Genomic DNA, 25,309 nt, shown 5'->3' with positions numbered 1-25,309 from the left:
GCGGGGCGACGGCGGAGGAGAGCGACATGCACAACCCGGCCACGGCCACGCCGGAACGATTCCCCGCGCAGGACCGCTTCGCGGACGGCGCCCAGTACATCGCCGGCCGCCTGACCAAGGGCACGTCCGGCCGCACCCACACCGTGATCGACCCGGCCACCGGCCAGGACGTCCTCACCTACGACCTGGCCGGCGCCGAGGACGTGGACGCCGCGGTCGCCGCCGCGCGCGAGGCGTTCCCCGGCTGGGCGGGCGCCACCCCCGGCGAGCGCTCGGACGCCCTGCACCGTTTCGCCGCCGTGCTCGCCGAGCAGGCCGAGGATCTCGCCCGCGCCGAGTCCCTCCAGTGCGGCAAGCCGCTCAAGCTGACCCGCGAGTTCGACGTACCGGGCACGGTCGACAACACCGCGTTCTTCGCGGGCGCCGCCCGCCACCTCCAGGGCCAGTCCGCGGGCGAGTACTCCGGCGACCACACCTCCTACGTCCGCCGTGAGCCGATCGGCGTCGTCGGCTCCATCGCCCCCTGGAACTACCCGCTCCAGATGGCCGCCTGGAAGATCCTCCCGGCGATCGCGGCGGGCAACACCATCGTCCTGAAGCCGGCCGAGCTGACCCCGCTGACCTCGCTGATGTTCGCGCGGGCCGCCACCGAGGCGGGCATCCCGGACGGGGTGATCAACATCGTCACCGGCACCGGCCGGGAGGCCGGCGAGCACCTGGTCGGCCACCCGGACGTGGCGATGACCTCCTTCACCGGCTCCACCGCCGTCGGCAAGCGGGTCGCCGAGGTCGCCACCGCCACCGTCAAGCGCCTGCACCTGGAGCTCGGCGGCAAGGCCCCGTTCGTCGTCTTCGACGACGCCGACCTGGAGGCCGCCGTCCACGGCGCGGTCGCGGGCGCGCTCGTCAACACCGGCCAGGACTGCACGGCCGCCACCCGGGCGTATGTGCAGCGTCCTCTCTACGACGAGTTCGTGGAGCGCACCGCCGCCCTGATGGCGAGCGTCCGGCTCGGCGACCCGTTCGCCCCCGGCACCGACCTCGGCCCGCTGATCTCGCACGCCCAGCGCGACCGCGTGGCCGGTTTCGTGGAGCGCGCCCGCGGCTACGCCCGCGTGGTCACCGGCGGCGAGGCCCCGCAGGGCGAACTGGAGGACGGCGCCTACTACCGCCCCACCCTGATCGCCGACGCCCCGCAGGACAGCGAGATCGTGCAGTCCGAGATCTTCGGCCCCGTCCTCGCCGTACTGCCTTTCGACAGCGACGACGAGGGCATCCGGCTCGCCAACGACACGCCGTACGGCCTGGCCGCCTCCGCCTGGAGCCGCGACGTGTACCGCGCGAACCGCGCCACCCGGGAGATCAAGGCGGGCTGCGTCTGGGTGAACGACCACATCCCGATCATCAGCGAGATGCCGCACGGCGGACACAAGCAGTCCGGCTACGGCAAGGACATGTCGGCGTACTCGTTCGAGGAGTACACCCAGATCAAGCATGTCATGTTCGACAACACCGCGGTGGTCCGCAAGGACTGGCACCGCACCGTTTTCGGGGACCGCTAGCAGACCGGCCGTCCGACCAAGGCCGACCCCTCCCGAAAGGGCACCACGCGTATGGAGCAGTACGAGCCCGACCGCCGGCCCCAGGCCCTGCCGCACACCGCAGGGCGCGCCCGCACCGCCGGCAGGACCGCCCTCACCCGCCGCTCGCTGCTGCGGACCGGCGCGGGCGGCGCACTCGCCGTCGGCGGACTCGGGGCGCTGAGCGCCTGCGGGATCCCCGCGGCCGGCAAGACGCAGGGCGGCACCGCCACCGAGGACCACTCGGCGAAGGAGAAGACCGTGAACTTCTCCAACTGGCCCGAGTACATCGACGTGGACGACAGCGGCAAGCACCACCCGACCCTGGAGACGTTCACCGAACGGACCGGCATCCAGGTCAGGTACACCGAGGACATCAACGACAACAACGAGTTCTTCGGCAAGATCAAGCCGCAGCTCGCCGCCGGCCAGGACACCGGCCGGGACATCATCGTCCTCACCGACTGGCTGGCCGCCCGGGTGATCCGCCTCGGCTGGGTGCAGAAGCTCGACCCGGCCAACCTGCCGCACGCCTTCGCCAACCTATCCGCCCAGTTCCGCAGTCCCGACTGGGACCCCGGCCACGCCTACGGCTATCCCTGGCAGGGCGTCTCCACCGTGATCGCCTTCAACAAGAAGGCCCTCGACGGCATCGAGGTGAAGTCCGTCTCCGACCTGCTCGACAACCCCGGGCTCAAGGGCCGGGTCGGCTTCCTGTCGGAGATGCGCGACAGCATCGGCATGACCCTGCTCGACATGGGCAAGGACCCGGCCAAGGTCACCGCCGACGACTACGACGCGGCCCTCGCCCGCCTCCAGAAGGCCGTCGACAGGGGGCAGATCCGCCGCTTCACCGGCAACGACTACACCTCCGACCTCAGCAAGGGCGACCTCGCGGCCTGCGTCGCCTGGGGCGGCGACGTGGTGCAGCTCAAGGCGGACAACCCCGCCGTCGACTACGTCATACCGGCGAGCGGCTACATGACCTCCACCGACGTGATGCTGGTCCCCAACAAGGCCCGGCACAAGACCAACGCCGAGCGGCTGATCGACTTCTACTACCAGCCCGAGCAGGCCGCCGCGCTCGCCGCGTACGTCAACTACGTGTCTCCCGTCGACGGTGTGAAGCCCTACCTTGCGAAGATCGACGCGTCGGCGGCCGACAACCCGCTGATCGTCCCCACCAGGGACACGGCAGCCCGGTCCCACTCCTTCCGCGCCCTCGGCGAGAAGGAAGAGGCGGCCTACGAAGAGAAGTTCGCGAAGCTCACAGGGGCGTGACGACCATGAAGACGACGACAGACAACAGCGGCGACGTCCGCCTCACGCAGATCGGCAAGCGCTACGGCGCCTTCACCGCCGTGCACCCGCTGGACCTGACCGTGCCCGAGGGCTCCTTCTTCGCTCTGCTCGGCGCCTCCGGCTGCGGCAAGACCACCACCCTGCGCATGATCGCCGGTCTGGAGGAGCCCAGCCAGGGCACCGTCCACCTCGGCGACCAGGACGTGACCCGCCTGCCGCCCTACAAGCGCCCGGTGAACACGGTCTTCCAGTCCTACGCCCTCTTCCCGCACCTCGACATCTTCGAGAACGTCGCCTTCGGCCTGCGCCGGCGCGGCATCAAGAGCGTGAAGAAGCAGGTCGAGGAGATGCTCGACCTGGTCCAGCTCGGCGAGCAGGCCCGCAAGAAACCGCACCAGCTCTCCGGCGGCCAGCAGCAGCGCGTGGCCGTCGCCCGTGCCCTGATCAACCACCCCAAGGTGCTGCTGCTGGACGAGCCGCTCGGCGCCCTCGACCTCAAGCTGCGCCGCCAGATGCAGCTGGAGCTCAAGCGCATCCAGACCGAGGTCGGCATCACCTTCGTGCACGTCACGCACGACCAGGAGGAGGCCATGACGATGGCCGACACGGTCGCCGTGATGAACGCCGGCCGCGTCGAACAGCTCGGCTCGCCCGCCGACCTCTACGAGAACCCGCGCACCACGTTCGTCGCGAACTTCCTCGGCACCTCCAACTTCATCGAGGCCGACATCGACTTCAAGACCGGCGACGAGATCGCCCTGAACGCGGGCGGCGGCAAGCTGTTCCTGCCGGTGGCGCGATGTTCCGCCCCGGCCGCGGCCGGCGGCAAGGTGCTGGTGGGCGTGCGGCCGGAGAAGGTCTCCCTCACCCACGCCGACGACGCCGGCGAGATCCCCGAGGGCCGCAACCGCATCACCGGCCGCATCGCCGACTCCAGTTTCATCGGCGTCTCCACCCAGTACGTGATCGACAGCCCGGTCTGCTCCGACTTCGAGGTCTACGCCCAGAACGTCGACCGCGACCCGCGCCTGACCCCCGGCGCCGAGGTGGTCCTGCACTGGAACCCGGCGCACACCTTCGGCCTGGACGCCACCCAGGACATCGACGCCGGTGTCGAGTCCGTCGAGGAGGACGCCGCCTGATGTCCGCCGCCACCGAGGCGCCACCCCCGCTCGCGCCCCCCGCACCCGAGACGAAGCCCCCGCGCAAGCGCGGCCGCCTCACCCCGTACTGGCTGCTGCTGCCCGGCATCCTGTGGCTGGTCGTCTTCTTCGCGCTGCCGCTGGTCTACCAGGCCTCCACCTCCGTGCAGACCGGCTCCCTGGAACAGGGCTACAAGGTCACCTGGCACTTCGCGACCTACTGGGACGCGCTGTCCGAGTACTGGCCGCAGTTCCTCCGCTCGGTCCTGTACGCGGCCTCCGCGACGATCCTGTGCCTGCTGCTCGGCTATCCGCTGGCGTATCTGATCGCCTTCCGCGCCGGCCGCTGGCGCAACCTGATCATGATCCTGGTGATCGCGCCGTTCTTCACCAGCTTCCTGATCCGCACCCTGGCCTGGAAGACGATCCTCGCCGACGGCGGCCCGGTCGTCGGCGCGCTGAACACCCTGCACGTCCTGGACGTCACCAACTGGCTCGGCTGGACCGCCGGCGACCGGGTGCTCGCCACCCCGCTCGCGGTGGTGTGCGGGCTGACGTACAACTTCCTGCCGTTCATGATCCTGCCGCTGTACACCTCGCTGGAGCGGATCGACGGGCGGCTGCACGAGGCGGCCGGCGACCTCTACGCCCGGCCCTGGACCACCTTCCGCAAGGTCACCTTCCCGCTGTCCATGCCCGGCGTGGTCTCCGGCACCCTGCTGACCTTCATCCCGGCCGCCGGCGACTACGTCAACGCCGACCTGCTCGGCTCCACCGACACCCGCATGGTCGGCAACGTCATCCAGTCGCAGTTCCTGCGCATCCTCGACTATCCGACGGCCGCCGCGCTCTCCTTCATCCTCATGGCCGCCATCCTCGCCATGGTGACCGTCTACATCCGCAGGTCCGGGACGGAGGATCTCGTCTAAATGCCCTTCGTCAACTGGCTCAAGCGCCATCTCGTCGTCGTCGCCGGGCTTTTCACCCTCGGTTATCTGCTGCTGCCGAACGTCGTCGTCACGGTGTTCTCCTTCAACAAACCGAAGGGCCGCTTCAATTACGAGTGGCAGCAGTTCTCCACCGACGCCTGGAAGGACCCGTGCGGCGTCGCCGGAATGTGCGGCTCGCTCTCCCTCAGCCTCCAGATCGCCGTCTGGGCGACCCTCGGCGCCACCGTGCTGGGCACGATGATCGCTTTCGCGCTGGTCCGCTACCGCTTCCGCGCCCGCGGCGCCGTGAACTCGCTGATCTTCCTGCCGATGGCGATGCCCGAGGTCGTCATGGCCGCCTCGCTGCTCACCCTGTTCCTCAACATGGGTGCCCAGCTGGGCTTCTGGACCATCCTCATCGCCCACATCATGTTCTGCCTCAGCTTCGTCGTCACCGCCGTCAAGGCCCGTGTGATGTCGATGGACCCGAGGCTGGAGCAGGCCGCGCAGGACCTCTACGCCGGCCCGGCCCAGACCTTCCTGCGGGTCACCCTGCCCATCGCGGCACCCGGAATCGCCGCGGGCGCGCTGCTCGCCTTCGCGCTCTCCTTCGACGATTTCATCATCACCAATTTCAACGCCGGTTCCACGGTCACCTTCCCCATGTTCGTGTGGGGATCGGCGCAGCGCGGCACACCCGTTCAGATCAACGTCATCGGAACGGCCATGTTCGTCGTCGCCGTACTGTTCGTGCTGACCTCCATGGTCATCGGCAACCGCCGCAACAAGCAGAAGGCATGACCGCCAAAACTCCGCACGACCGCCATAACTCTGTAGGGAGTTGAAATCATGGCCCCGAGCGCCATGACCCGTTGGACGAAGTCACTTTCCGAAGCGCAGCCGGTCGCGTACTGGCTGGACGACCCCGGCAGGCCCCGCCCCGAGCCCGCCCTGACCGGCGCCGAGACCTGCGACCTGCTGGTGGTCGGCGGCGGCTACAGCGGACTGTGGACCGCGCTGATCGCCAAGGAGCGCGACCCGGCCACGGACGTGGTGCTGGTGGAGGGCCGTGAGGCGGGCTGGGCCGCCTCCGGCCGCAACGGAGGCTTCTGCGCCGCCTCCCTCACCCATGGTCTGGCCAACGGCCTGGCCCGCTGGCCCGACGAGATCCACCAGCTGGAAGAGCTGGGCGCCCGCAACCTCGACGCCATCGAGGAGGCGGTCGCCCGCCACGGGATCGACTGCGAGTTCGAGCGCACCGGCGAGATCGACGTGGCCACCGAGCCCTACCAGGCCTGGGAGCTGAAGGACTGGTACGCCGAACTGGAGGCCGAGGGCCTGACCGAGGGGCTGGAGTTCCTCGACCGGGACGCCGTGCGCGAGCAGGTCGCCTCGCCCACCTTCGAGGCCGGGCTCTGGGACCGCCGGGGCGTGGCCATGCTCCACCCCGCGAAACTCGCCTGGGGTCTCAAGCGGGCCTGTCTGCGGCTCGGGGTGCGCGTCTACGAGCACACCCCCGCGCTCACCCTCAAGCCGTACGGCGCCGGCATGGCCGTGAGCACCCCCTACGGGCAGGTCCGCGCCCGCCGGGTCGCCCTCGGCACCAACATCTTCCCCAGCCTGGTCAAGCGGGTGCGCTCCTACACGGTGCCGGTCTACGACTACGCGATGATGACCGAGCCGCTCACCGCCGACCAACTGGCGTCGATCGGCTGGAAGAACCGCCAGGGCCTCGGCGACTCGGCCAACCAGTTCCACTACTTCCGGCTCTCCGCCGACAACCGCATCCTGTGGGGCGGCTACGACGCGGTCTACCCCTACGGCGGCCGGGTGCGCGCCGAGTACGACGACCGCCCGGAGACGTACGCCAAGCTCGCCGGGCACTTCTTCACCTGCTTCCCGCAGCTGGAGGGGGTGCGCTTCACGCACACCTGGGGCGGCGCGATCGACACCTGCTCGCGGTTCTCGGCGTTCTTCGGCACCGCCCACCAGGGCAAGGTGGCGTACGCCGCCGGCTACACCGGCCTCGGGGTCGGCGCGACCCGGTTCGGCGCCGAGGTGATGCTCGACCTGCTGTCGGGGGAGCGCACCGAGCGCACCGAACTGGAGATGGTCCGCAAGAAGCCGCTGCCGTTCCCGCCCGAGCCGTTCGCCTGGACCGGCATCGCGCTCACCAAGTGGTCGCTGGCCAGGGCGGACGCGCACGGCGGGCGGCGCAACCTGTGGCTGCGGACGATGGACAGGCTGGGGCTGGGCTTCGACAGCTGACGCGGGCGCCCGGTCCGCACGGACCGGGGGCGAACCGGTCCGTGCGGACCCGGGGGCGAACAGGAGGTACGGAGGCGGGCGCTGCCACAGGTCTTGACAACCCAATTGGTCTGGACCAAATTGTGCGGCACCCACCCTCCACACCCCCCTGCCCGGAGGCACTTGTGGTTCCCGAGGTTCGCGACAGACCCAGACCCGCCAGGCGCCGGCTGCTCGCCGCGCTCACCGCCACGCTGCTGGCCGCCCCAGGCCTCACCGCCCTGTCGACGACCGCCCGGGCGGCCGACGCGGACCTCGCGCGCAACGGCGGCTTCGAATCCGGTCTGGACGGCTGGAACTGCACGGCCGGCAAGACCGTGACCAGCCCCGTCCGCACCGGCACGGCCGCCCTCCAGGCCACCCCGGCCGGCAGCGACAACGCCCAGTGCGCGCAGACGGTCCCGGTGCAGCCCAACTCGCAGTACACGCTGTCGGGCTGGGTGCGCGGCTCGTACGTCTACCTCGGCGCGAGCGGCACCGGCACCACCGACGTCTACAACTGGACCCAGTCCGCCGCCGACTGGCAGCAGCTGACCACCACCTTCAAGACCGGCGCGAACACCACCCAGGTCACGATCTACACCCATGGCTGGTACGGCACCGGCGCCTACTACGCCGACGACGTGTCCCTGGTCGGCCCCGGGGGCGGCGGCTCCACCCAGCAGCCGCCCGCCGCGCCCACCGGCCTGAAGGCCGGCACGGTCACCGCCACCAGCGTGGCCCTGTCCTGGTCGGCGGCGACCGGTGCGACGAGCTACGCGGTCTACCGCGACGGCGCCAGGGTCCAGACGGTGAACGGCACTTCGGCGACCGTCAGCGGCCTGACGGCCGCCACCGCCTACAGCTTCCAGGTCACCGCGGTCAACGCCGCGGGCGAGTCCGCGAAGTCGGCGCCGGTGGCGGCGACGACCGCGGTGGACCCGGGCAACCCCGGTGGCGGGGGCGGCAGTCCGAACCTGCCCCCGCACGCCCTGGTCGGCTACCTGCACGCCAGCTTCGCCAACGGCTCCGGCTACACCCGCATGGCCGACGTGCCCGACAGCTGGGACGTCATCGACCTGGCCTTCGGCGAGCCCACCTCGGTCACCTCCGGCGACATCCGCTTCACCCGCTGCCCGGTCACCGAGTGCCCGAACGTGGAGAGCGACGCCGACTTCAAGGCCGCCATCAAGGCCAAGCAGGCGGCCGGCAAGAAGGTCCTGATCTCCATCGGCGGCCAGAACGGCCAGGTCCAGCTGACCACGACGGCCGCGCGGGACACCTTCGTCTCCTCCGTCTCGAAGATCATCGACGAGTACGGTCTGGACGGCCTCGACATCGACTTCGAGGGCCACTCCCTGTCCCTGAACACGGGCGACACCGACTTCCGGAACCCGACCACCCCGGTGATCGTCAACCTGATCTCGGCGATCAAGACCCTCAAGGCGAAGTACGGCTCGAAGTTCGTGCTGACGGCGGCGCCGGAGACGTTCTTCGTCCAGATGGGCTACCAGTACTACGGCTCCGGCAAGTGGGGCGGCCAGGACCCGCGCTGCGGCGCCTACCTCCCGGTGATCTACGCCCTGCGCGACGACCTGACGCTGCTGCACGTCCAGGACTACAACTCGGGCTCGATCATGGGCCTGGACAACCAGTACCACTCCATGGGCGGCGCGGACTTCCACATCGCGATGACCGACATGCTGCTGACCGGCTTCCCGGTGGCCGGCGACGCGAACAACGTGTTCCCGCCGCTGCGCCCCGACCAGGTCGCCATCGGCATGCCGGCCTCCACCCAGGCGGGCAACGGCTATGTCGCCCCCGCCGAGGTCACCAAGGCCCTCAACTGCCTGACCAAGAAGACCGACTGCGGCTCCTACGCCACCCACGGCACCTGGCCGGCCCTGCGCGGCCTGATGACGTGGTCGGTCAACTGGGACCGGTTCGGCGGCTGGCAGTTCCAGAACACGTTCGACTCGTACTTCGGCTGAGCCGCCGCAGCACCAGCCACAGGCCGGTCAGCAGCACGGCGCACAGGCACCAGCTGGCCACCACGTCCAGCGGCCAGTGGTAGCCGCGCCGCACCAGCCCGTACGACACCGCGAGCACCAGCGCGGCCGCCACCCCGACGGCCGCGCGCCGCGCGAACGCCGAACGCAGCCATGGAAGGAGCACGAGCACCGCGCCCCCGTAGGCGACCGCGGCGGTCGCGGTGTGTCCCGAGGGGTAGTACCCGGTACCGGGCGGCACGGCGGAGGTCCCGTGCCGCCCGACCCATTCCTTGACGGGCACGACGAACACGGGCAGGGCGGCCATGAGCAGGGCCGCCCCGAGAGACGCCGCCCACCAGCGCCCGACCGCCGCCCTCCGCCCCCGCCAGGCGGCGTACCCCGCCACGACCACGAGCACCGGCACCGCCACCTGCACGTTCCCGAGGTCGGAGAGCCACTCCGAGGCCCGGTCGGGCCGCAGGAGAGCACGGCTGACCCGCCGGTCCGCCCCGAGCAGCGGCCCCTTGTCCGCCACCTGCCACGTGATGAGCGCGAAGAGGACGGCCGGCAGCCCGACGAGTCCGGCGATCAGCGGACGTCCCCGGCCCGGCCGCGCCGGGAAGCGACGCGCTCCGTCCCGTGCGGCGGAGGCGTGCTCGTGCTGCTGGTCCCGCGAGGTCGACATGCCGTACAGCTTCCCAGCCCGGCGGGCCGTGACCGGCGACGGTGGGACGTCTGGGGCAACCGGTCGCGCCTGTTCGGGCATCCACCGTGCCCCGTGGCTTCCTGACCCGGCGCCGTCGCCATGTTTAAGTCCGGGAGTGAGCCTCTGGACCTCCCTCGAGCCCGCCTCCGCGACCGTGGATCCGGGTGGCAGTACGACTGTGCGGCTGCGGTTGCGCAACACCGGTGACGTGGTGGACGAGTACCGCTTCGAGGCGGTGGGGCCCCTCGCGCCCTGGGCCGTCGTGGAGCCGCCGTCGCTGCGGTTGTACCCGGGTACGACGGGGGCGGTGGAGCTGACGTTCGCGCCGCCGCGCACCCCGGACGCGACGGCGGGTCCGAATCCGTACGCGGTGCGGATCACGCCGACCGAGCATCCGGAGGCGGTGACGGTCCCGGAGGGGAACCTCACCATCACCCCGTTCACCGAGGTGCGCGCGGAACTCGTGCCGCCGACGGTGAAGGGCCGGTTCCGGGGGCGCCCGCGCCTGGCGGTGGACAATCTCGGCAACACGAAGGTCACCGCGTCGGTCGGCGGCAGCGACAACGGTGACCAGTTGTCGTACGACATCCGCCCGAGCAATGTGCAGATCGAGCCGGGCCGTGCGGCGTTCGTGAAGGCGACGCTCAAGCCCCGGAAGATCATCTGGTTCGGCGGGAAGGAGCAGCGGCCGTACACCCTGGCCGTGCAGCGTTCCGGTGTGAACCCGCTGCCGGTGGAGGGCACGTACGTCCAGCGCGGGTTCCTGCCCCGCTGGCTGGCCACCTTCTTCGGCGTCTTCCTGGCCCTCGGCATCACCTTCACGATGCTGTGGATCGCCTACAGACCCAACGTCGCCAGCGGCGCCACCGAGAAGGCCGCCGAGGTCGGCAGCACGCTCCCGCCCGCCGCCTCACCGCCCCCCCAGGCGCCGAAGGCCCCGGCCTCCAACGTCCCTGCGCCGCCGGCCGCGACCGAGGCGCCACAGGCCGGTGGAGACGGAGCCGGAGCCGGGACCGGAAAGGGTGACGGAGCCGGGGCGGGAGGCGGCGGTTCCGAGGAGAAGGAGAAGAAGGCCCCGGAGAGGACCGCGGCGACCGCCGTCCAGCGACTGGCCGCGCAGGAGCCGGACAAGAAGCACATCTGCTACCGGATCTACACGGCGGGCAAGGGCTGGTCCGACGTCGCGTGCGACGGCGAGACGGCGGGCACGGCGGGCTCGGGGAAGCCGACCACGGCCGTCAACATCGCGGTGGCCGGAACCAACGGCACATCCGGCGCCGCCTTCGTCCACAACCCCACGTCGACAGACGGCACGGGGACCTGGCCCGATCCGTGGTCGGCCGCCGCCGACGGCGTCGACAACTACGTCGGCAGCACCGAGAAGGACGCCCCGCACATGCTGGGGTTCCCCATCAACGTCGACGGCGGCAAGAGCACCGTCTGCCAGACCTCCTACATCCACGACGGCTCCTGGCTCGGCATGGCGTGCGACAAGCCCGGGGACGCGCTCGACCTCACCTACGTCGGCACCCACGACAACAACCTGTGGATCGAAGCCATCAGGCTCACGGTGTGACCGGAACCGCCCGCCGTCGAGGGTGCGGAGGCGGTGGGGGCGATACGCAGAAGGGCCGACGCGAGGGGGGGATTCGCGTCGGCCCTTCTGGGAGCGGTCGTTCCGAACGTCTGCGGGTGACCGTCCTGATCGGAACGGAACGTCGCGCGCCCCGGGGGGTTTGGGGCGGCGACCGTCCGATCGGTGAGGAGATCCGGAACCCGGAGGCTCCGGTGTGCGCGAGGCACGGCCAGGTCGAAGCTGGGGAGGCGACGGCCCGGGGTCGCCCACAGTCGCCTGTGGGCGGGTGTATCTCTCATCTGCCGTAGAACCTACGGCAGCGAAGGGGCCGAGGACAGCGGGAACGGTGACCCGCCATCCTCCTCCCACACCTTCTTCACACGGTCTGCCGCCGGGCGCGCCCGATGGGCGTACCCGCCGCTCAGATGCGCGCGAACGCCTGCTCGATGATGTCGAGACCCTCGTTCAGCAGGTCCTCGCCGATGACCAGCGGGGGCAGGAAGCGCAGCACGTTGCCGTAGGTGCCACAGGTCAGGACCAGCAGGCCCTCGGCGTGGCAGGCCTTGGCCAGCGCGCCGGCCGCCTCCGGGTTCGGCTCCTTGGTGTCGCGGTCCTTGACCAGCTCGATCGCGATCATCGCGCCGCGGCCGCGGACCTCGCCGATCACGTCGAACTTGTCGGCCATGGCGCCGAGGCGGGCCTTCATGACCTCCTCGATGCGCCTGGCCTTCCCGTTGAGGTCCAGCTCCCTCATCGTCTCGATCGCGCCCAGCGCGCCCGCGCAGGCGACCGGGTTGCCGCCGTAGGTGCCGCCCAGGCCGCCCGCGTGCGCCGCGTCCATGATCTCGGCGCGGCCGGTCACGGCGGCCAGCGGCAGACCGCCGGCGATGCCCTTCGCGGTGGTGATCAGGTCCGGGACGATGCCCTCGTCCTCGCAGGCGAACCACTGGCCGGTGCGGCAGAAGCCGGACTGGATCTCGTCGGCGACGAAGACGATGCCGTTGTCGGCGGCGAACTGGCGGATCGCGGGCAGGAAGCCCTTGGCCGGCTCGATGAAGCCGCCCTCGCCGAGCACCGGCTCGATGATGATCGCGGCCACGTTCTCCGCGCCGACCTGCTTGGTGATCTGGTCGATGGCCTGCGCGGCGGCCTCCGGGCCCGCGTTCTCCGGGCCGGTCGGCCAGCGGTAGCCGTAGGCGACCGGGACGCGGTAGACCTCGGGCGCGAACGGGCCGAAGCCGTGCTTGTACGGCATGTTCTTCGCCGTCAGCGCCATGGTGAGGTTCGTCCGGCCGTGGTAGCCGTGGTCGAAGACCACGACCGCCGGGCGCTTGGTGTACGCGCGGGCGATCTTCACCGCGTTCTCGACGGCCTCGGCGCCGCTGTTGAACAGGGCCGACTTCTTCGCGTGGTCACCCGGCGTCAGCTCGGCCAGCGCCTCGGCGACGGCCACGTAGCCCTCGTACGGGGTGACCATGAAACACGTGTGGGTGAAGTCGGCGAGCTGCGCGGAGGCACGGCGCACGACCGCCTCGGCGGACGCGCCGACGCTGGTCACGGCGATACCGGAACCGAAGTCGATGATCCGGTTGCCGTCGACGTCCTCGATGATGCCGCCGCCGGCCCGGGTGACGAAGACCGGCAGCGTGGAGCCCACGCCCTGCGCGACCGCGGCGGTACGACGGGCCTGCAGCTCCTGCGACTTCGGGCCGGGGATGGCGGTGACGACGCGGCGCTCCTGCTCAAGTGCGGTCATGGGGGGCTCCCTGATGAGATCGTGCGGGGGCGTACGGCCCGGGTGGCCCGACGGGGGCCGTGCTCCGGCGTGTACGAGGCGCGTACCGGGGATGTTTTTCGGACGCTTTCCTTGTTTTCTCGCAGATTAGGGCGGCGGGGAAGGGGTGGGCATGCTCCATGTGGGCGTTGTCGGTGCTCGCGGTTGTCCGAGATGGATATAGAAGGGGGAGCGCGTCCCTGCGCGGCGGCGGGCCGCCGCCCGGCCAGCGCCTTCGCGCGCGGGCGGTGAACTCCCCCGTGCCGGGGCGTTAGATTGACTCGCGGATCGACTCGATGACGGTGACGGAACGGCTGCTCAGGGGGCACGGCAGATGGACGACGGGACGCAGGACGCCCGGGGGACGCACCCGAAGCACGCGCACCCCGTGCCCCGCCCGGCGGTGCCACGGGAGACCCCGCCCGCCGCGCCGCCCGGCGGCCACGGCCGGCCGCCGTACATCCCCCCCGCCGCGCCGCGGTACGCCCCGCCCCAGCCCCCGCAGGCCCCCGCGCCCCCGCCCCGCCCCGCGGACCCCCCGGGCGCGCACGACCGGCCGCCGTACGGCCCGGGGCCGCAGGGCCCGGGGAGTCCGGGGCAGCCGTCGTACGCCCCCGCACCCGCCCCCCGTGCCGCCGTCGCCGACTGGCTCGACACCCCCCGCCCCGCCGCCGCCCCCGGCGTCTGGCGCTTCGGCCACCGCCCGCCCAAGGAAGCCGCCCCGGACCGGCTGCCCTCGATCACCGTCGTCGGCCTGCTCGTCCCGCTCGTCCTCGCCCTGCTCGTGTGGTCCCTGTGGCGGCAGGGCGCCGTGCCCTACGAGGCGGCCCCGCTGAAACTGTTCACCCCCTCCGACTGGTGGTGGGCCGGTACCGTCTCGCCCAAGGGCATGGAGGGCCGCGAGGCCCGGGTGGTCTACGACGGCCTCTTCTTCGCCGTCCTCGTCTACGCCGTCGCCCGGCTCGGCAGCTGGCCCGAGGTCGTCCGCCACTTCATCGGCCGCCGCCCGCAGCCCGCCCGTGCCCTGTACGCCGCCGTCGCCGCCCTCGGCGCGCTCAGCCTGGTCTTCCCGAGCGCCTTCCCGCTGGTCGGCTGGGACCCGCTGCCCGTCGTCGACCCCGTCTTCTCCCTCGTCGTGCTGATCTCCGGCGGCTACGACCTGTTCGCCTCCCGGCTGTTCACCGACAGCCTGTACGCGGTGCTGACCGCGCTGGTGGTGTGGCCGTTCGCCCGCGTCGGCGGCTGGTGGTCCTACGGCCGCGAACTCGCCGCCCGCCGCCGCGCCGCCGCCGACCCCGCCGCCCCGCCGCCCGCCGACCTGCCCCGCTCCCAGTGGCCCGAGCTGCGCCGCGCCGGCCAGCACCAGGCCGCCGACCTGCTCACCGACGAGGTGGCCGGCGGCCGGATGAACGACGTGGACTGCGCCCGCGTGGAGCGCGCCTGGACCGAGGCCCGCCGCGAGGGCCGCCCGGCCGCCTTCGCCGACACCGTGCTGCACCACGGCGGCGCCGCCTGGACCCACCCCTCCGGCGCCCGCGACCTGCCCGCCCGCACCGCCCGCCACGACCTGCTGGAAGGGCAGGTGCGCCTCGGCCGCTGGGTGCCCGCGGAACGCACCCCGCGCGCCTACCACGACGCCGGCGCGGCCCTCGGCGCCGATCTGCTCGGCACCTCCCTGCTCCTGGTGGGCCCGCCCGGCTCCGGCAAGACCCGGCACGTCACCGGACCGGTCACCGAGACCCTCGCCCTCCAGGCCCTCACCGGCCGGTGCGCGGTGGTCGCCGTCTCGGCCGCCGGAGCGCCGCTCGGCCGGGACGCGGCCTACGACGTGGTCGTGCGGATCGGCGACCGCGCCTCCGTCCACGACCTCGACCCCTACGCCGAGTCCGACGACCCCGACGAGGCCGCCGCCTTCCTCGCCGAAGCGCTGGTCGGCGACCTCGACGGCGTCGGCGGGGTCAGCGCGCGCGGCGCCGCGGTCGCCCTCGCCCAGCTCCTCGGCCCCTACCGGGCCGTCCACGGCCGCTTCCCGCCGCTGCCCGTGCTGCGCGAGCTGCTGGAGGGCGAGCCGGGCGCGCTGGCCGCGCTGCGCGCGGGGCTCGCGGCCGACGAGCACGCGGTGATGCGCCGCGAGCTGGACGCCCGGATGCGGCAGGCCGGCACCCCCGCCGACGCGGGCCCGGCGCTCGCCGGCCGGCTCGCCCTGCTGGACCGGCCGGTCTTCGCCGACTTCTTCGGCGCCGGGGAGGGCGGCGGCCGGCCCTTCTCGCTGCGCGCCGTCGCCCACCACCCGCTGCGGGTACGCATCGACCTGCCCGAGCGCGGCCACGAGGAGGCGTCACGGCTGATCACCCGGCTGGTCCTCGCACAGTTCCACACCGTCGTACGCGACACCGGGCGCGCCCACGCCGCCTTCCTGGTCCTCGACGACGCCACCGGCACCGTCACCCCCGAGTCCGTGCGCCGCATCCAGCGGCTGCGCGCGCAGAACGCCGGCGTCGTGCTCGCGCTGCGCACCGTCGCCGACGTGCCCGAGGCGCTGCACGGCCCGCTGCTGGGGGCCGTCGGCTGCCGGATGGCGCTGGCCGGGGTCACCACCTGGGACGGCAGCCGGTTCGCGCACGCCTGGGGCACCGAATGGGTGGAGACCAAGGAGGTCGCCAAGCACACCGTCTTCGCCGACCAGCCGATGACCCGCGCCCTGCACGCCCTGCGCAAGCTGGTCACCGGCAAGGCCGTCACCACCGACGCGGTCACCACCAAGCAGGTCGAGCGCGAGCGCTGGTCCGCCTCCCAGCTGGCCCACGAGCTCCCGCCGGGCCACGCGGTGCTGTCGCTGACCAGCGTGAGCGGCGAGCACGCGCCGCCGCTGCTGGTGGACCTGCGGGGCTGAGCCGGGACGAGCGCGCACCCGGGCGCGCCCTCCCGTATGCGCCGGGGGCGGGCCCGCCGAGGCGGACGTACCGACTCGCGCCGACCGTACGGTGAGGCACAATCGACAGAGGTCGTTCATACGTGGCGGCCAAAACGCCACATCCCTCACCCGACCTCCGCAGATCTGAAGGCCTCATGCCCCCGACGCTCGCCTCGCTCGTGAACCACTCCGCGCTCAAGCTGACCGTGCGCGCGGGCGGGGACCGCCTGGACGTGCCCGTCCGCTGGGCGCACGTCAGCGAGCTGGCCGACCCCGTGCCGTACATGGAGGGCGGCGAGCTGCTGCTGATCACCGCGCTCAAGCTGGACGCCGAGGACCGTGAGGCGATGCGCCGCTATGTGAAGCGGCTGGCCGGCGCCGGTGTGGTGGGGCTCGGCTTCGCCGTCGGGGTGAACTACGACGAGATCCCGGCCGCGCTGGTCGAGGCGGCCGAGACGGAGGGGCTGCCGTTGCTGGAGGTGCCCCGGCGCACCCCGTTCCTCGCCATCAGCAAGGCCGTCTCCGCAGCCATCGCCGCCGACCAGTACCGGGCGGTCACGGCCGGCTTCGCCGCACAGCGGGAACTGACCCGGCAGGCCCTGAACTCCGGCCCGGAGGGGCTGCTCGCCGCGCTCGCCGCGCAGGTGGACGGCTGGGCGGCGCTCTACGACGCCTCGGGCGCCGTCGTCGCCACGGCACCCGAGTGGGCGGGCCGCCGGGCCGCCCGGCTCACCGCCGATGTCGAACGGCTGCGCGACCGGCCCGCGCCCGCCTCCGCCGTGGTCGGCGGCCCCGACACCGAGGACCGCGTCGAACTGCACTCCATCGGCACCGGCCGCCGCCCGCGTGCCGCGCTCGCGGTCGGCACCGCAGCGCCGCTGGGCACCGCCGAGCGGTACGCCGTGCACTCCGCCATCGCCCTGCTCACCCTCACCACCGAACGCTCGCGCTCACTGCACGCCGCCGAGCAGCGGATCGGCGCGGCCGTCCTGCGGATGCTGCTGGCCGGGCAGCCCGACCACGCCCGCGCCGTCGCCGGGGACCTGTACGGCGGGCTGCTCGACGCGCCGTTCCGGGTCCTCGTCGCCGAGTCCGCCTCGGCGTCGGCCGCGCGGGCGCACGCGGACGGGCACGCGCGCGTGCCGCCCGCCAAGGCCGCCCCGGCGGCTGCGCTGCCCGCCGCTTTGGGCGGCGACCCGCTCGCGGGCCTCGCCGAGATCGTGGAGGCGGCCGCCGCCCGCTCCGGGGAGGCGGTGCTGGTCGTCCCGGACGGGGAGCGCCTGGTGGTGCTCGCCGGGGACGGCAGCGCGGCCGTCGCCGCCTGCGCGGAGCACGCCGCCGCGCTGGAGGCCGCGCGGGCGGCGGCGCCCGAGCAGCGGGCCAGCGAGGAGGACGAACTGGTCGTCGGCCTGTCCGCGCCGGCCGGCCCGATCGCCGCGGCCGCCGCCTACAAGCAGGCCGAGCAGGCGCTGTCGGTGGCCCGGCGGCGCGGCCGCGTCCTCGTCGAGCACGAACAGCTGGCCTCGGGCTCCGTCCTGCCGCTGCTCGCGGACGACGCGGTACGGGCCTTCGCGGACGGACTGCTGCGGGCCCTGTACGAGCACGACGCCACCGGCCGCGGCGACCTGGTCGCCTCGCTGCGGGCCTGGCTCTCGCGCCACGGCCAGTGGGACGCGGCCGCCGCCGACCTCGGCGTCCACCGCCACACCCTGCGCTACCGCATGCGCCGCGTCGAGGAGATCCTCGGCCGCTCCCTGGACGACCCGGACGTCCGCATGGAACTCTGGCTGGCCCTCAAGACGACGTCCCCGGACCACCCGTAGCCTCCCCGGGGCCGGCCGTGACCGTCCCCGGACCAGCGGTGCGCCCGCCCGGCGCCGGTCCGGCGACCCTCGCCGCGCGGACGACCACGGACGAGCCCCGGCCGCCGGCCTGCCGGAGCGGCCCCCGGCCGGGCCCCGGGGGCGCTCCGCCGCGCCCACCACCGGCACCGAGACGCCCACCCGCCCCCCAGCGGCAGCCAACGGTCCCCACCCGGCGGCGCTCCCCGGGTCCCTCGGCCCGGCGGCAGCCACTTCGCCCCGTCAGCCGGCGGCAGCCACCCTGTGCCAATCCGGCGTACACCCGCCCCCCACTGCTCCACCCCGGACAAGCGCCGGGAAGCCGGTCCCGCCCTACCGTTGTCGTCGCAAGCAGACCACCCCCAACCGCGGAAGGGCCGGGACTCGTCACAATGACTTCCACCACCGCCTTCTGGCTCGCCGGCCGCCAGGTCACCGGCGAGGACACCTTCGACGTCACCTCCCCGTGGGACGGCCGGCTGGTCGGCACGGTCGGCGTGCCGACCGACGCCCAGGTCGAGGAGGCCGTGGCCGCCGCGCACGCCGCGCTGGACGAGTTCGCCGCCACCCCCGCCCACGTACGCGCCGCCGCCCTGGACCATGTCGGCAAGCGCCTCACCGAGCGCAGCGAGGAGATCGCCCAGCTGATCTCCGCCGAGAACGGCAAGCCCGTCAAGTGGGCCCGCGGCGAGGTCGGCCGCGCGGTCTCGGTGTTCCGGTTCGCCGCGGAGGAGGCCCGCCGCTTCAACGGCGGCGAGGCCCAGCGCCTGGACACCGACGGCGGCGGCCAGGGCCGCCTCGCCCTCACCCGCCGCTTCCCCAAGGGCGTCGTCCTCGGCATCGCGCCGTTCAACTTCCCGCTGAACCTGTGCGCGCACAAGGTCGCCCCGGCCATCGCCGCCGGCGTCCCGATCATCCTCAAGCCGGCCCCGGCCACCCCGCTGTCCGGCCTGATCCTCGGCGAGCTGCTGGCCGAGACCGAGCTGCCGGCCGGCTCCTGGAGCATCCTGCCGGTCGCCAACGACAAGATGCCCGCCCTCGTCCAGGACGAGCGGCTGCCGGTCATCTCCTTCACCGGTTCGGAGAAGGTCGGCTACGCGATCATGGACTCGGTGCCGCGCAAGCACTGCACCCTGGAACTGGGCGGCAACGGCGCGGCCGTCGTCCTCGCCGACTGGACGAGCGACGAGGACCTGGACTGGGCCGCGAACCGCATCGCGACCTTCTCCAACTACCAGGGCGGCCAGTCCTGCATCTCGGTGCAGCGCGTGATCGCCGACGCCTCGGTCTACGACCGGCTGCTGCCGCGCATCGTCGCCGCCGTCGAGGCGCAGGTCACCGGCGACCCGTCCGACCCGAAGACGGACGTCGGCCCGCTGGTCAGCGAGGACGCCGCCAAGCGGGTGGAGTCCTGGGTGGACGAGGCCGTGGAGGCCGGCGCCGCCCTGCTCACCGGCGGCAAGCGCGACGGCGCCTCCTACGCGCCGACCGTCCTCGCCGGTGTCCCGGCCGACGCGACCATCGCCCGCGAGGAGGTCTTCGGCCCGGTGCTGACCGTACAGAAGGCCGACGGGGAGGCCGAGGCGTTCGCCACCGTCAACTCCTCCAAGTACGGCCTCCAGGCGGGTGTGTTCACGCACGACCTCCAGGCCGCCTTCCGCGCCCACCGCGCCCTGGAGGTCGGCGGCGTCGTCATCGGCGACGTCCCCTCCTACCGCGCCGACCAGATGCCGTACGGCGGCGCCAAGCAGTCCGGCGTGGGCCGCGAGGGCGTGCGCTACGCGATGGACGACTACACCTACGAGCGCGTCCTCGTCCTGACGGGCCTCGCCCTGTAGGACCGCCCCAGGTCGCCGACCCGGTGACCGGTGGGACGACGACGGCCGGAGCCCGTGTGCGGGGGCTCCGGCCGTCGTCGTCCCATGCCACCGGGGCCGCCGGCCGGCCGTGCCGTACGCCGCCGGGCCCGCACGACTGGCCACCGCGGCCGTACGGCGCGATGCTGGACGAACCCGCTCCGCGTCCGCCCGGACACCCACGGTGAAACCACGGGCGTCCGGGCGGACGCGGGAAGGTGAGACCGGTCCGTGTTCGGGTACATACGTACGAGTAGCACCGGTCGGTAACGAACGTCCCCCACAGCCCTCTTCGCGGCGAGGTGAGCCTCATGTCCGCACCAACGTCCAGGAAACCCACCGTCACCGAGCGCGAGGCGCGCGAGGTGGCGGAGGCCGCACGGGAGCAGGACTGGCGCAAACCCAGTTTCGCCAAGGAACTGTTCCTCGGCCGTTTCCGCCTCGACCTCATCCACCCCCACCCGCTGCCCGCCGACGAGGACGTCCAGCGCGGCGAGGAGTTCCTCGCCAAGCTCCGCGACTTCTGCGAGACCAAGGTCGACGCGGCCCGCATCGAACGCGACGCGCGCATCCCCGACGACGTGATCACGGGGCTCAAGGAGATCGGCGCGCTCGGCATGAAGATCGACACCAAGTACGGCGGTCTCGGTCTCACCCAGGTGTACTACAACAAGGCGCTCGCCCTGGCCGGCTCCGCCAGCTCCGCGATCGGCGCGCTGCTGTCCGCGCACCAGTCGATCGGCGTACCGCAGCCGCTGAAGATGTTCGGCACCCAGGAGCAGAAGGACGCCTTCCTGCCGCGCTGCGCCCGCACCGACATCTCCGCCTTCCTCCTCACCGAGCCGGACGTCGGCTCCGACCCGGCGCGCCTGGCGACCTCGGCCGTCCCGGACGGCGACGACTACGTCCTGGACGGCGTCAAGCTGTGGACGACCAACGGGGTGGTGGCCGACCTCCTCGTCGTCATGGCGCGGGTGCCGGAGTCCGAGGGGCACCGCGGCGGCATCACCGCCTTCGTCGTGGAGGCCGGCTCAGAAGGCGTCACGGTGGAGAACCGCAACGCCTTCATGGGCCTGCGCGGCATCGAGAACGGCGTCACCCGCTTCCACCAGGTGCGCGTCCCGGCCGCGAACCGCATCGGCGAGGAGGGCCAGGGCCTCAGGATCGCCCTGACCACCCTCAACACGGGCCGCCTCTCCCTGCCCGCGATGTGCGCCGGCGCCGGCAAGTGGTGCCTGAAGATCGCCCGCGAGTGGTCCGCGGCCCGCGAGCAGTGGGGCAAGCCGGTCGCGCTGCACGAGGCCGTCGGCTCGAAGATCTCCTTCATCGCGGCCACCACCTTCGCCCTGGAGGCCGTCCTCGAACTGTCCTCCCAGATGGCCGACGAGAACCGCAACGACATCCGCATCGAGGCCGCCCTCGCCAAGCTGTACGGCTCGGAGATGGCCTGGAAGATGGCCGACGAGCTGGTCCAGATCCGCGGCGGCCGCGGCTTCGAGACCGCCGCCTCGCTCGCCGCCCGCGGCGAACGCGCCGTTCCCGCCGAGCAGATGCTGCGCGACCTGCGCATCAACCGCATCTTCGAGGGCTCCACCGAGATCATGCACCTGTTGATCGCGCGGGAGGCCGTCGACGCCCACCTCTCGGTCGCCGGCGACCTCATCGACCCCGGCAAGTCCCTCCAGGACAAGGCGAAGGCGGGCGCGAACGCGGGCCTCTTCTACGCCAAGTGGCTGCCCCGGCTGGTCGCCGGACCCGGGCAGCTCCCCGGCGCCTACGCCGAGTTCCACCCGGCCGGGCACGTCGACCTGTCCGGGCACCTGCGCTACGTCGAACGCACCGCCCGCAAGCTCGCCCGCTCCACCTTCTACGCCATGTCCCGCTGGCAGGGCCGGATGGAGACCAAGCAGGGCTTCCTGGGCCGGATCGTCGACATCGGCGCCGAACTGTTCGCGATGAGCGCGGCCTGCGTACGCGCCGAGCTCCTGCGGAGCCGGGGCGAGCACGGCCGCGAGGCCTACCAGCTCGCCGACGCCTTCTGCCGCCAGTCCCGCATCCGGGTCGGCGAACTCTTCGACCGCCTGTGGACCAACACCGACGACCTGGACCGCACGGTCGTCAAGGGCGTCCTCGGCGGCGTCTACGAGTGGCTGGAGCAGGGCGTCGTCGACCCCTCGGACGACGGCCCGTGGATCGCCGAGACGCCCCCCGGCCCGAGCCGCGGCAAGAACGTCCACCGCCCCATCCGCTGACCGGCCCGCCCCGGCGGGGCCTTGCCGCGTCCGCTCCCGCTGGGGCCCGCCGTCACGACGGGCCCCAGCCACCGTGCCGCGCCCCCGCCCCGGGCGGGACCCCGGCACCGGGCGGGACCACCGCCCCAACCCGCCCGGGGGACGCGCTGTCGGAAGACGGGGCCGGTGCGGCCACAATGGGGGGATGAGCGACAGTCCAGCCCCTCTCGCCGATCCGCACCTCGTCTTCGACCCCGCCGGTGACGGCCCCAAGGACGTGGTGGTCCTCGGGTCCACCGGCTCCATCGGCACCCAGGCCATCGACCTCGTGCTGCGCAACCCGGACCGCTTCCGGGTCACCGCGCTGTCCGCCAACGGCGGCCGGGTCGGTCTCCTCGCCGAGCAGGCCCGCCGGCTGCGGGTCCGGGCCGTCGCGGTGGCCCGCGAGGACGTCGTACCGGCCCTGCGCGAGGCGCTGAGCGCCGAGTACGGCACCGGCGAGCCGCTGCCGGAGATCCTGGCCGGCCCCGACGCGGCCACCCGGGTCGCCGCCTCCGAGTGCCACACCGTCCTCAACGGCATCACCGGCTCCATCGGCCTCGCCCCGACCCTCGCCGCCCTGGAGGCGGGCCGCACCCTCGCGCTCGCCAACAAGGAGTCGCTCATCGTCGGCGGCCCCCTGGTCAAGGCGCTCGCGAAGCCCGGCCAGATCATCCCGGTCGACTCCGAGCACGCCGCGCTCTTCCAGGCCCTGGCCGCCGGCGCCCGCGCCGACGTGCGCAGACTCGTCGTCACCGCCTCCGGCGGCCCTTTCCGGGGCCGCACCAGGACGGAGCTGGCCGACGTGACCGTCGAGGACGCCCTCGCCCATCCCACCTGGGCGATGGGCCCGGTGATCACGGTCAACTCCGCCACCCTCGTCAACAAGGGCCTGGAGGTCATCGAGGCGCACCTGCTGTACGACATCCCCTTCGACCGCATCGAGGTCGTCGTGCACCCGCAGTCGTACGTCCACTCGATGGTCGAGTTCACCGACGGGTCCACCCTCGCGCAGGCGACGCCCCCCGACATGGGCGGGCCGATCGCCATCGGTCTCGGCTGGCCCGAACGCGTTCCCGACGCCGCGCCCGCCTTCGACTGGAGCACCGCCTCGACCTGGGAGTTCTTCCCCCTCGACAACGAGGCCTTCCCCTCCGTCGGCCTCGCCCGGCACGTGGGCCGGCTCGCGGGCACGGCCCCGGCCGTGTTCAATGCGGCCAACGAGGAGTGCGTCGACGCGTTCCTGCGCGGCGCACTGCCCTTCAACGCAATCATGGAGACCGTGACACAGGTGGTCGAGGAACACGGCACGCCCGCGACGGGAACTTCTCTCACGGTCCCGGACGTCCTCGAAGCGGAGGCCTGGGCGCGCGCCCGGGCCCGGGAACTGACAGCGCAGACGGCGACCGCGGAGGCGCGTGCATGACGTCCCTGATGATGATCCTCGGCATAGTCGTCTTCGTGATCGGCCTGCTGTTCTCCATCGCGTGGCACGAGCTGGGGCATCTGTCGACCGCCAAGCTGTTCGGCATCCGGGTGCCGCAGTACATGGTCGGCTTCGGCCCGACGATCTTCTCGCGCAGGAAGGGCGAGACGGAGTACGGCATCAAGGCCATCCCGTTCGGCGGCTACATCCGCATGATCGGCATGTTCCCGCCGGGCGACGACGGCCGGATCGCCGCGCGCTCCACCTCGCCCTGGCGCGGCATGATCGAGGACGCCCGCTCGGCGGCCTTCGAGGAGCTGGAGCCGGGCGACGAGAAGCGCCTGTTCTACACCCGCGCCCCGTGGAAGCGGGTCATCGTGATGTTCGCGGGCCCCTTCATGAACCTGGTCCTCGCGGTCGCCCTGTTCCTGACGGTCCTGATGGGCTTCGGCATCTCGCAGCAGACCACCGCCGTCAGCTCGGTCTCCAAGTGCGTCATCGCCCAGAGCGAGAACCGCGACACCTGCAAGTCCGGCGACGCCCCGTCCCCGGCCGCCGCCGCGGGCCTGAAGGCCGGCGACCGCATCGTCTCCTTCAACGGCGTCAGGACCGACGACTGGAACCGCCTCTCCGACCTCATCCGCGCCAACCCCGGCAAGGACGTGCCGATCGTCGTCGAGCGCGGCGGCCAGGACGTCACCCTGCACGCGAGGATCGCCACCAACCAGGTCGCCAGGAAGGACTCCAGCGGCCGGATCGTGGAGGGCCAGTATGTCAGCGCCGGATTCCTCGGCTTCAGCGCCGCCACCGGCGTCGTCCGCCAGGACTTCGGCCAGTCGGTGACCTGGATGGGCGACCGCCTCGGCGAGGCCGTCGACTCCATCGCGAGCCTGCCCGGCAAGATCCCCGCCCTGTGGGACGCGGCCTTCGACGGCGCCCCCCGCCAGCCCGACTCCCCGATGGGCGTGGTCGGCGCGGCCCGCGTCGGCGGCGAGATCTTCACCCTGGACATCCCGCCCACCCAGCAGCTGGCCATGGCCCTGATGCTGGTGGCCGGCTTCAACCTCTCCCTGTTCCTGTTCAACATGCTCCCGCTGCTGCCGCTGGACGGCGGCCATATCGCGGGCGCGCTGTGGGAGGCCCTGCGGCGCAACGTGGCGCGGGTGCTGCGCCGCCCCGACCCTGGCCCGTTCGACGTGGCGAAGCTGATGCCGGTGGCCTATGTGGTGGCCAGCGTCTTCATCTGCTTCACCGCGCTCGTCCTGATCGCCGACGTGGTCAACCCGGTCAAGATCTCCTAGGGTCTCTCGTTCGGATCATGCCGGGCTCGCGGGCCGCGAAGGACCCTGGCCGTCCGGCGTTCACCGGCGGCCGGGCCGTGCTCCGCTCCGGCCGCCTACCAACGAGTGGTTTGCCGGGTGGGATGTGCTGGGGCGGGGCCACGTACCGTAATCTCGAAGCCTGGAGCCCGCCGCTCAACGGGACCGGACCTTGATCCACGACTTGGGGTTGCACAGCAGATGACTGCGATTTCTCTCGGCATGCCGTCCGTTCCGACCAAGCTCGCCGAGCGCCGCAAGAGCCGGCAGATCCAGGTCGGGACGGTCCCGGTGGGCGGGGACGCGCCGGTGTCGGTGCAGTCGATGACGACGACGCGTACGTCGGACATCGGGGCGACGTTGCAGCAGATCGCGGAGTTGACGGCGTCGGGGTGCC

17 protein-coding genes are annotated in these 25,309 nt (G+C 72.5%); 15 read left to right on the top strand and 2 right to left on the bottom strand.

Annotation, left to right across the window (positions count from 1 at the left end):
- Nucleotides 1-26 precede the first annotated feature (26 nt).
- The 7 genes from AB0N63_RS21910 (at nucleotide 27) to AB0N63_RS21880 (ending at nucleotide 9,230) form a co-directional block, all read left to right on the top strand.
- The gene (locus AB0N63_RS21910; protein ID WP_365530677.1) at nucleotides 27-1,562 is read left to right on the top strand and encodes a gamma-aminobutyraldehyde dehydrogenase; all 1,536 of its coding nucleotides are present in this window, start codon (nucleotides 27-29) and stop codon (nucleotides 1,560-1,562) included.
- 51 nt (nucleotides 1,563-1,613) lie between these two features.
- The gene (locus AB0N63_RS21905) at nucleotides 1,614-2,861 is read left to right on the top strand and encodes a spermidine/putrescine ABC transporter substrate-binding protein (protein WP_365530676.1); all 1,248 of its coding nucleotides are present in this window, start codon (nucleotides 1,614-1,616) and stop codon (nucleotides 2,859-2,861) included.
- The gene (locus AB0N63_RS21900) at nucleotides 2,858-4,024 is read left to right on the top strand and encodes an ABC transporter ATP-binding protein (RefSeq protein WP_365530675.1); all 1,167 of its coding nucleotides are present in this window, start codon (nucleotides 2,858-2,860) and stop codon (nucleotides 4,022-4,024) included. Before AB0N63_RS21905 ends, AB0N63_RS21900 begins: the two co-directional genes overlap by 4 nt.
- Nucleotides 4,024-4,953: an ABC transporter permease gene (locus tag AB0N63_RS21895; protein WP_365530674.1), complete on the top strand. Its 930-nt coding sequence runs from the start codon at nucleotides 4,024-4,026 to the stop codon at nucleotides 4,951-4,953. The genes AB0N63_RS21900 and AB0N63_RS21895 overlap by 1 nt, the downstream gene beginning before the upstream one ends.
- Nucleotides 4,954-5,754 (top strand): ABC transporter permease, encoded by an 801-nt coding sequence (locus AB0N63_RS21890; RefSeq protein ID WP_365530673.1) that lies wholly within the window; start codon nucleotides 4,954-4,956, stop codon nucleotides 5,752-5,754.
- A gap of 48 nt (nucleotides 5,755-5,802) precedes the next feature.
- On the top strand, nucleotides 5,803-7,221 hold the full coding sequence (locus AB0N63_RS21885) for an FAD-dependent oxidoreductase (protein ID WP_365530672.1): 1,419 nt from the start codon (nucleotides 5,803-5,805) through the stop codon (nucleotides 7,219-7,221).
- A gap of 164 nt (nucleotides 7,222-7,385) precedes the next feature.
- Nucleotides 7,386-9,230, top strand: a complete 1,845-nt coding sequence (locus AB0N63_RS21880; RefSeq protein ID WP_365530671.1) for a glycoside hydrolase family 18 protein — start codon at nucleotides 7,386-7,388, stop codon at nucleotides 9,228-9,230.
- On the opposite strand, the gene AB0N63_RS21875 is transcribed toward AB0N63_RS21880, so the two are convergent.
- Nucleotides 9,169-9,915, bottom strand: a complete 747-nt coding sequence (locus AB0N63_RS21875) for a phosphatase PAP2 family protein (protein WP_365530670.1) — start codon at nucleotides 9,913-9,915, stop codon at nucleotides 9,169-9,171. The genes AB0N63_RS21880 and AB0N63_RS21875 overlap by 62 nt on opposite strands.
- A gap of 136 nt (nucleotides 9,916-10,051) precedes the next feature.
- Here AB0N63_RS21875 and AB0N63_RS21870 point away from each other — a divergent pair, with 136 nt between their 5' ends.
- A complete protein-coding gene (locus AB0N63_RS21870; RefSeq protein WP_365530669.1) occupies nucleotides 10,052-11,512 on the top strand; it encodes a hydrolase in 1,461 nt (486 codons plus the stop codon).
- Between the two features lie 421 nt (nucleotides 11,513-11,933).
- Here AB0N63_RS21870 and gabT read toward each other — a convergent pair whose 3' ends face one another.
- On the bottom strand, nucleotides 11,934-13,268 hold the full coding sequence (gabT, locus tag AB0N63_RS21865) for a 4-aminobutyrate--2-oxoglutarate transaminase (RefSeq protein WP_365530668.1): 1,335 nt from the start codon (nucleotides 13,266-13,268) through the stop codon (nucleotides 11,934-11,936).
- Between the two features lie 352 nt (nucleotides 13,269-13,620).
- On the opposite strand from gabT, the gene AB0N63_RS21860 reads away from it, so the two are divergent.
- The 7 genes from AB0N63_RS21860 to AB0N63_RS21830 all read left to right on the top strand — a co-directional run.
- A complete protein-coding gene (locus AB0N63_RS21860; RefSeq protein ID WP_365530667.1) occupies nucleotides 13,621-16,179 on the top strand; it encodes an ATP/GTP-binding protein in 2,559 nt (852 codons plus the stop codon).
- A gap of 176 nt (nucleotides 16,180-16,355) precedes the next feature.
- A complete protein-coding gene (locus AB0N63_RS21855) occupies nucleotides 16,356-18,023 on the top strand; it encodes a PucR family transcriptional regulator (protein WP_365530666.1) in 1,668 nt (555 codons plus the stop codon).
- Nucleotides 18,024-18,433: 410 nt separating this feature from the next.
- Nucleotides 18,434-19,879 (top strand): aldehyde dehydrogenase family protein, encoded by a 1,446-nt coding sequence (locus tag AB0N63_RS21850; RefSeq protein ID WP_365530665.1) that lies wholly within the window; start codon nucleotides 18,434-18,436, stop codon nucleotides 19,877-19,879.
- 329 nt (nucleotides 19,880-20,208) lie between these two features.
- Entirely contained in the window at nucleotides 20,209-22,149 is a 1,941-nt protein-coding gene (locus tag AB0N63_RS21845) for an acyl-CoA dehydrogenase family protein (RefSeq protein WP_365530664.1), read from the top strand.
- A gap of 184 nt (nucleotides 22,150-22,333) precedes the next feature.
- The gene (gene dxr / locus AB0N63_RS21840) at nucleotides 22,334-23,593 is read left to right on the top strand and encodes a 1-deoxy-D-xylulose-5-phosphate reductoisomerase (RefSeq protein ID WP_365530663.1); all 1,260 of its coding nucleotides are present in this window, start codon (nucleotides 22,334-22,336) and stop codon (nucleotides 23,591-23,593) included.
- 8 nt (nucleotides 23,594-23,601) lie between these two features.
- A complete protein-coding gene (locus AB0N63_RS21835) occupies nucleotides 23,602-24,894 on the top strand; it encodes a site-2 protease family protein (protein ID WP_365530822.1) in 1,293 nt (430 codons plus the stop codon).
- A 219-nt stretch (nucleotides 24,895-25,113) separates the two neighbouring features.
- Nucleotides 25,114-25,309 (top strand): flavodoxin-dependent (E)-4-hydroxy-3-methylbut-2-enyl-diphosphate synthase (locus AB0N63_RS21830; RefSeq protein WP_365530662.1); only part of this gene is annotated, 196 nt, incomplete at its 3' end.

Source organism: Streptomyces sp. NPDC093260 (genome assembly GCF_040683715.1).
In the GTDB taxonomy this organism is placed as follows: Bacteria; Actinomycetota; Actinomycetes; order Streptomycetales; family Streptomycetaceae; genus Streptomyces; species Streptomyces sennicomposti.
This window is presented reverse-complemented; position numbering and strand designations above follow the sequence as displayed.

Excerpts from the sequence above, each read along its gene's own strand:
- AB0N63_RS21910 (WP_365530677.1), top strand. The coding sequence starts at position 27 with ATGCACAACCCGGCCACGGCCACGCCGGAACGATTCCCCGCGCAGGAC.
- AB0N63_RS21905 (WP_365530676.1), top strand. The coding sequence starts at position 1,614 with ATGGAGCAGTACGAGCCCGACCGCCGGCCCCAGGCCCTGCCGCACACC.
- AB0N63_RS21895 (WP_365530674.1), top strand. The coding sequence starts at position 4,024 with ATGTCCGCCGCCACCGAGGCGCCACCCCCGCTCGCGCCCCCCGCACCC.
- AB0N63_RS21890 (WP_365530673.1), top strand. The coding sequence starts at position 4,954 with ATGCCCTTCGTCAACTGGCTCAAGCGCCATCTCGTCGTCGTCGCCGGG.
- AB0N63_RS21885 (WP_365530672.1), top strand. The coding sequence starts at position 5,803 with ATGGCCCCGAGCGCCATGACCCGTTGGACGAAGTCACTTTCCGAAGCG.
- AB0N63_RS21875 (WP_365530670.1), bottom strand. The coding sequence starts at position 9,915 with ATGTCGACCTCGCGGGACCAGCAGCACGAGCACGCCTCCGCCGCACGG.
- gabT (WP_365530668.1), bottom strand. The coding sequence starts at position 13,268 with ATGACCGCACTTGAGCAGGAGCGCCGCGTCGTCACCGCCATCCCCGGC.
- AB0N63_RS21860 (WP_365530667.1), top strand. The coding sequence starts at position 13,621 with ATGGACGACGGGACGCAGGACGCCCGGGGGACGCACCCGAAGCACGCG.
- AB0N63_RS21855 (WP_365530666.1), top strand. The coding sequence starts at position 16,356 with ATGCCCCCGACGCTCGCCTCGCTCGTGAACCACTCCGCGCTCAAGCTG.
- AB0N63_RS21850 (WP_365530665.1), top strand. The coding sequence starts at position 18,434 with ATGACTTCCACCACCGCCTTCTGGCTCGCCGGCCGCCAGGTCACCGGC.
- AB0N63_RS21845 (WP_365530664.1), top strand. The coding sequence starts at position 20,209 with ATGTCCGCACCAACGTCCAGGAAACCCACCGTCACCGAGCGCGAGGCG.
- dxr (WP_365530663.1), top strand. The coding sequence starts at position 22,334 with ATGAGCGACAGTCCAGCCCCTCTCGCCGATCCGCACCTCGTCTTCGAC.
- AB0N63_RS21835 (WP_365530822.1), top strand. The coding sequence starts at position 23,602 with ATGATGATCCTCGGCATAGTCGTCTTCGTGATCGGCCTGCTGTTCTCC.